Source organism: Undibacterium sp. SXout7W (genome assembly GCF_049339385.1).
GTDB lineage: Bacteria > Pseudomonadota > Gammaproteobacteria > Burkholderiales > Burkholderiaceae_D > Undibacterium.
Window position 1 is genome coordinate 39,815 of record NZ_JBMPPF010000026.1, and the last position, 7,228, is coordinate 47,042.

At 50.9% G+C, this 7,228-nt stretch carries 5 protein-coding genes; 1 reads left to right on the top strand and 4 read right to left on the bottom strand.

Annotated features, from left to right (window positions below; translation table 11 throughout):
* Positions 1-52: 52 nt before the first annotated feature.
* Together uraH and ACO0LB_RS19345 are read right to left on the bottom strand one after the other, a co-directional pair.
* A complete protein-coding gene (gene uraH / locus ACO0LB_RS19340; RefSeq protein WP_423052107.1) occupies positions 53-406 on the bottom strand; it encodes a hydroxyisourate hydrolase in 354 nt (117 codons plus the stop codon).
* Positions 407-437: 31 nt separating this feature from the next.
* A complete protein-coding gene (locus ACO0LB_RS19345) occupies positions 438-1,706 on the bottom strand; it encodes a glycerate kinase type-2 family protein (protein ID WP_423052109.1) in 1,269 nt (422 codons plus the stop codon).
* Positions 1,707-2,300: 594 nt separating this feature from the next.
* Between ACO0LB_RS19345 and ACO0LB_RS19350 the strand changes: the two genes are divergently transcribed.
* A complete protein-coding gene (locus ACO0LB_RS19350) occupies positions 2,301-2,960 on the top strand; it encodes an energy-coupling factor ABC transporter permease (protein WP_423052111.1) in 660 nt (219 codons plus the stop codon).
* A gap of 376 nt (positions 2,961-3,336) precedes the next feature.
* Here ACO0LB_RS19350 and ACO0LB_RS19355 read toward each other — a convergent pair whose 3' ends face one another.
* The gene (locus ACO0LB_RS19355; RefSeq protein WP_423052113.1) at positions 3,337-5,202 is read right to left on the bottom strand and encodes a glucokinase; all 1,866 of its coding nucleotides are present in this window, start codon (positions 5,200-5,202) and stop codon (positions 3,337-3,339) included.
* Positions 5,203-5,497: 295 nt separating this feature from the next.
* Positions 5,498-6,535 (bottom strand): glucokinase, encoded by a 1,038-nt coding sequence (locus ACO0LB_RS19360; RefSeq protein WP_423052116.1) that lies wholly within the window; start codon positions 6,533-6,535, stop codon positions 5,498-5,500.
* Between the last annotated feature and the right edge of the window lie 693 nt (positions 6,536-7,228).

Sequence of the window (7,228 nt, forward strand, 5' to 3'; positions counted from 1 at the left end):
AGGGGCACAAGGGACACCAGTGACATCAGCAGCACCAGCGACATGAACAACATCAACTGCCGCGATACGTGGAATAAGACCAGGGCGAGACGACCAGCGGCACATGGTAGTTCTGCGTCGTATCTGCAATGCCGAAAGCGATCGTCACCAGATCAATGAACTTCGGCTCCGGCAGCTGCATCCCTTGTGCATCGAAATAATCACCTGCTGCAAAAACCAGTTCATACTGACCGCTCTGCAATTCCGCGGCCTCCAGCAGCGGCGCATTGCAACGACCATCCTGATTGGTGGTCTCTGTTTTCAGCAGCTCGCGATATTCATCACCAATTTTATACAACTCCAGACGGACACCGGCGGCAGGCTTACCTTGGACGATGTCTAATACATGCGTACTGAGTTTTCCCATGATACGGTACTCCCTGTATTCAATCGTGGTTTCAAAGGATCAGAATGGCGCGGAAATCGTTCACATTGGTGCGAGTCGGTCCACTCACAACCAGATCATTCAGTGCACTGAAAAAACCGTAGCCATCATTATTCTCCAGCATCTGACGCGCCCGGAGTTGCAACGCTTCCGCTCTTTGCATGGAATCAAAAGCATAAATCGCACCAGCATTGTCTTCTGAACCATCAATACCGTCGGTATCGCAAGCAATTGCGCTAATCCCGGGATAACCATCCAGCGCCGCGGCAAGACTGAGCAGGAATTCAGCATTGCGCCCGCCGCGCCCAGAGCCACGTACCGTTACCGTGGTTTCACCGCCAGAGATCAAAACACAAGGCTTTTGAAATGGCTGCCCATACAGCGCTACCTGTCGCGCCATCGCGGCATGTACCAGCGCCACATCTCTGGCCTCACCTTCGATCTCATCAGACAAAATATACGGTGTAATGCCTGCTGCACGGGCTGTTGCTGCGGCTGCCTGCAATGCTTCCTGCGCAGTCGCAATCACCTGATGGCTATTGCGTGAAAAACGGGCATCATCGGGTTTGGGTGTCTCGCCAGCACCGGATTCCAGATGGCTGACAATGTTGTCGGGAATAGCGATCTGGTACTTGCGTAAAATAGCCAGTGCATCAGCGCAAGTACCGGGATCAGGCAAGGTCGGGCCGCTGGCGATCACGCCGGGATCATCCCCCGGTACGTCAGAAATCAGCAAGGTCACGACTCTGGCAGGTGCGCAGGCCAAGGCCAGACGACCCCCTTTGATTGCCGATAAATGCTTGCGCACGCAATTCATTTCAGAAATAGTCGCACCGCTTTTTAACAGGGCTTTATTCACTGCCTGTTTCTGCTCAAGGCTGATGCCCTCGGCCGGTAACGCCAGTAAAGATGAACCGCCACCCGAAATCAGGCATAAGACCAGATCATCTTCCGTCAACCCTTGCACCATCTGCATGATACGCCCTGCGGCGGCGCGGCCTGCTTCATCAGGAACCGGATGTGCGGCTTCTACGACTTCAATCTGACGGCAATCAGCACCGTGACCGTAGCGCGTCACCACCAGGCCGGATAAAGGGCCCTGCCAGTGATCTTCGACCGTTTTTGCCATCGCCGCTGCCCCCTTACCGGCACCGATCACCAGCGTGCGACCATGTGATGGCGGCGCTGGTAAAAAAGCTGGTAAGCATTTTTCTGCACTGACCGCATTCACGGCGCTGGTATATAAATCAAGAAGTAGCTGACGTGGGGAGGAATAACTCATACTGTTCACTCTCAAAAAAAGGCCTGCAGGAATGTGTGTGATGTACTGCTCTATGTTGCGTGATATGTTGCGCTATATGGCGATCGCGCCGCTTGTTTTCATACCGGTTGCCGGCTTGCTGTTGAGCTTGTTATTCGACTATTCTCTACTTCACTATCTGCAAATGACTTACAGGTCATCGGCACAGCACCGGATGTTTCCTATTCTCGCATTGTTATCGCGCGGCAAGGATATACGTCAAATGCTTTCACCTCTGATGCTTCAGCTTGTCACCGTTCAGACACGGGCAAGGCTCAAGCATGAAATTTTTTCGCGCAATCAGGAGCAGATTGCCTGCAATACGCGATACTGGCGATCTGTCTGACAGGTGCGACCAGTATTGCGGACAAGGCAGACGTGACTGATCGCAATAACAAAGTAAGCAAAGTAAGCTCATGCAATGTCAGTTTTCCTGATATCCATCAGGTGGTCGGCAAGTGAATCGCGCTATGATTATTCGAGACCGGATCGTCAGCCCCGACCAGATCGCAGTACCATCGATGCCGACTGGGTATATCATCCGATCATCCCGATCATTTCCTGCTACGGTTGTTTATGGGCTTTTTTTATACTTCGCTGGATCTGTTTGACAGCCTCCTGTGTCTGCTGCCAGCACTTTATTTTCTGTGGCAATCCATACGCCGGATTCCCTGGCAGCGCTTACAGGCGCCGACGGTGTTTTCTGCCTGGTGTGCCAGCATTATCGTGTTGACCTTAGTATGGCGTATGCGCATTCATGTGCATGCCGATCTGTACCTGCATCTGATGGGTATTGCCTTGTTTGCCCTGATGTTCGGACGCCACCTTGCCACGCTGGGTATCGCCGTGGCGGTGATGGCCTACACAGCCGAATATGATGGGCAATGGAGCAATCTGGGAATCAATTTTCTGTTGCTGGCCATATTGCCGACGTATCTGAGTGAAACCATCCTGCGACTGACGCAACGCTACCTGCCCCAACATATGTTTGTGTATCTGTTCGGGAATGGCTTTTTCGGCTCACTGGTTGTTAACGCAGGTACGGGCCTGCTGGCACTGCTGATGCATCAGCTGATTTTCCCGCTGCAAAGGATTCCGGGCGATGCGATGGCATATATGCTGTTACTGGCATGGGGCGAAGCATTTCTGGTGGGGTTTCTGGTCACCATATTTGCAGTGTATCGCCCGGACTGGCTGTTCACTTTTGACGACGATCTTTACCTGAAGGACAAATGAGATCAGAAAAGAATATAGCGTCATCACGTTGAATCATCGCCAGAACGGCATCAGGGTGCTTATAGGCCCTAAAATATACTCCCCCCAGTACATTTAAAGCCGCCTTATTTTTCAATGAGTGCAGCCGGAAAAGTAGTCATTACAGGGGGGAGTATCCATAATTTCTACGTGAATGTGCTGGTTTGCAAGACTGACTTGGCAAATCTCATTCATCGCCTTTATGAGCGGATTTGATGACCGGCTTGATGAGCAAGTGAGATGTCACCTTCATCCGCGCCTCCATCCGCGTCTTAGTTTCCATCGTAGTCTTCATCGTAGTCTTCATCGTAGTTTTAAGCACAGTTTCCAACGTCACTGCCAGTCTTAATGAGCGATCTTAACTGTCAAGATGTGAAATCATGAGGCGACTAAACCGGGCACTATTCTGCTGCTGATCACCTTCGGTTTGCGGTGCCTCTACCGACAGGCTGACCGCCAGAATATCGATGAATAACAATTGCAAGATGCGCGAGATCATCGACAAAAACGTGGCATTGTCTTCGGTATGATTGACCGCCAGACAAACTGTTGCCTTCTTCGCCAATGGCGACTGATTGGGCGTGATCGCAATCACATCAGCACCCGCCTGACGAGCAACATCAACGGCATTGAGCAACTCCGGCAACTGTCCGGAATTGGAAATCACGATGACCACATCGCCAGGATTAAGCAATTCTGCCGCCATCGAGAACAGGTGCGCATCGCCATAGGAGGCAGTGGGAATACGGAAACGGAAAAATTTATGCTGACCATCCAATGCCACAGCACGGGAGTTTCCCATCGCATAAAATTCTACTTTTTTCGCTTTCCGCAGCAATGCAATCGCCTGATCGAGAGAATGTACTTCCAGCTGATCGCGGAAATTCAAAATTGCTGAGACCGTATTATCAATCACCTTGGCACTCAGATCGTGCGTGCTATCGCTCATTCGCACCTGGCTGTGGCGCACCGGTATCGTGCCAGTCAGGCTGCTGGCGAATTTCAGTTTAAAATCAGCCAACCCTAAAAATCCCAGCGATCGGCAAAAACGAATCACGGTGGGCTGACTGACATCAGCAAGACGAGAAATTTCGGCAATCGCCTCATTAAGCACGGTACGCGGATGTTCCAGCACCAGTCTGGCAACGCGGCGCTCCGCTGGAGTCAGCGCAGACTGAATCTGCTCAATCCTGTCCATTAATGAACTCTCGCCACTGCGCCCACGCAAATGTTCTGACAAAATCGCTGACACGCCATAAAACGCCGGATTAGGCGTGGTAATCACATACGTCGGAATCTGCGCAAGGTAGTTGCTGAAACGGCCTTTGGCTTCGAAGCGGCTACGGAATGGAGAAGTCAGAAACCATTCCCCCATGAGCGGCACAATGCCACCGCCGATGTAAATACCGCCAAAAGCACCCAGCGTCACCGCCAGATTCGCACTGAAACTGCCCAGAATGCCGCAGAAACATTCCAAGGACCCCAGACACAACGCATCACCATCCGTCAGTGCGCCACGCATAATGTCTTGCGCACTGAATGCCTGTGCCGGCTGCTGACTTCTGTGCGCCAGTGCACGATAAATCAACTCCAGTCCTGGGCCGGAAATCAAGCGCTCCGTAGATACATGCGGCCATTCCTGCCATGCAAATTGCAGGATTGCGTATTCTCTTTCGTCACAAGGCGCAAAATTAACATGACCGCCTTCACTGCCCAGAGTGACGAAGCCATCTGCGGTAGGAATCAATCCTGACACGCCGAGTCCCGTACCCGGCCCCAGCACGCCGATCACCGACTTCTCGACCGGAGCACCGCCACCGACCTGCATACGGTCTTGGATTTGCAAGCCCGGCAACGACATCGCCAGCGCCGTAAAATCATTCACGATCAGCAGCGTGTACAGACCAAACTCACGACGCACATCCTCAATTGAAAATGTCCAGTCACGGTTCGTCATACGCACCTGATCACCATCAATAGGATTGGCAAGCGCAAACGCCGCGTGATGCACCTTACTGCCGCGATGCGCATCCAGATACGCATGCAGCAGCGGGATAATCCCAGCATAATCGTCGCACTTCAGAACACGCACCGCATCAAAGACACCTGGCGAGGATTCCAGAGTAAAGCGTGCATGGGTTGCACCAATATCAGCCAGCAACCGTGGTCCTGCAGAAAATCCCGCAGCGTTAACATGTTCTTTCAGTGCTTGTTGAGTCGTCATGATTCTTGGGTTAATTACTATTTTCGGTATCGACTACACCCGACGATCGAGGAGGAGGCTGAAGCAGCCCGATAATGATAGGGATATCAGTCAATATCAGTTGTTGCACGAAGACAGACAGCATTCGCAAATCTTCCGCAATTTACCACAGGCAGAATCTGAATATACGATTTCACCGCTGATGAAACTGCTCAGCGTATCACGCCATTTCGTCAACACGCACCGTGTCAACATCACAACCATGAACGGGAAATAAAAACTCAGGCATGGATATCAATAACATTGAGTGAGCCGCTTATGGATGCGCAGCAGCCAGTTTTTCAGACAAAATGACAGAAACACCAAGAAATGCCGGATATTGCGCCGTAATGACATACGTTGGAATATTCGCCAGATAGTCAGCAAATCGCCCTTTCGCCTCAAAACGCTGACGAAACGCCGACTCTGCAAATAACTGCCCCAGGCGCGGCACAATACCACCGCCAATATAAATCCCTCCCGTCGCACCCAGTGTCAACGCCAAGTTACCCGCAACGGTTCCTAACATCGCACAAAAATGCGACACCGTATCAATACAGACACCACAATCGCCACTCAGCGCACGACGAGTAATCTCGGCCGCTGGCAATTGATCCTCACCAACATCTCTGGCGGAGCGCATCAAAGTTTGATAAATCAATTCCAATCCCATACCTGAAATCAGTCTTTCAGCAGAGATATGCGGGTAATCAACCCAGATTTTTTCCATTAATTCCAACTCAGCAAGGCTGGCTGGTGCGAATGTGACATGCCCGCCTTCGCTCGACAGCGGCACCCAATGCGCACCTGCGGGAATAATTCCAGAAACACCCAAACCCGTACCCGGGCCAATCAATCCAATCACGCGATTAGCCTGGGTAACACCCTCGCCAATCTGCTGCCGCTGGGCTCCGGACAAATGCGGCAAGGCCATTGCCAGCGCTGTAAAATCATTCACCACCAGCAAAGTCTTGAGTTCCAGTGCGTGACGCAATGACTCCACAGAAAACGTCCAATGATGATTGGTCATCGTCACCAGATCGCCATCCACCGGATTGGCAATCGCAATCGCCGCATGCTCAATCACGCCCGGATGCAAAGCAAGCACGGCACGCACTGCGGCATTCTCCAGATAAGCACAGATAGCGCTATATATATCGGGATAAGCATTACAGGCGAGCACAGAGACCGCTTCAAAACAATGCGGGCGTACTTCCAGTGCAAACCGCGCATTCGTCCCACCAACATCAGCCAGCAAACGCGGTGCCAGTGCAGAGACATTCCTAAGCTCTTGTACCAACTTCTCATCACTCATTTTCATCCGCCAGACTTTAGCAATCCATCAAAGCATTCCGCTTTATCTATGTTTAATGTAGTAATACTACATATTTAAAACAAACATGTCTAACACTTTTATCTGGAATGGGTTAGAATCACTCAAAATATCAACGATAACCCTCTACAAGAGGATCGTCACAAGATAAAATAAATACAAATAGCCCGCAAATTAATGTAGTAACACTACTTAAACAAGCAAAGACCAGAGACACTACCATGCTAAGTCATCACAAACTGATCGTACCGCGCGAACTATTGGATATCAATCACCAGTCTGGCGAGAACTTAGCAACTTCGTCTTTGCCGACCTCTTTTGATCGCCGATATGCAACCATTACTCAGTAATGAAAAGTACGAATGTATTTTTGCTGTCATGAATATTGCTTACACTACTGGCTTTTTTGCGCGAAGAGCATCAGCCATCAGCAGATACCGTGCGACATCAGACTTGGCCAGTATCTGCAATACGGCAAACAATTGAAGTTGATTTTTACTGAACGACGATTATCCAGATCGTCATCTGTATTCTTAGAGTGAGGAGAAAGCAGGAATGGATTTTTCAGAACGCCAGCAAGAGCCGGGCAAGAAACTGGCAGGGATAGGGCTGGTCATATTATTTCACGTCGCCCTCGTGTACGCCCTCATCAACGGGCTGGGACACAAGATCGTC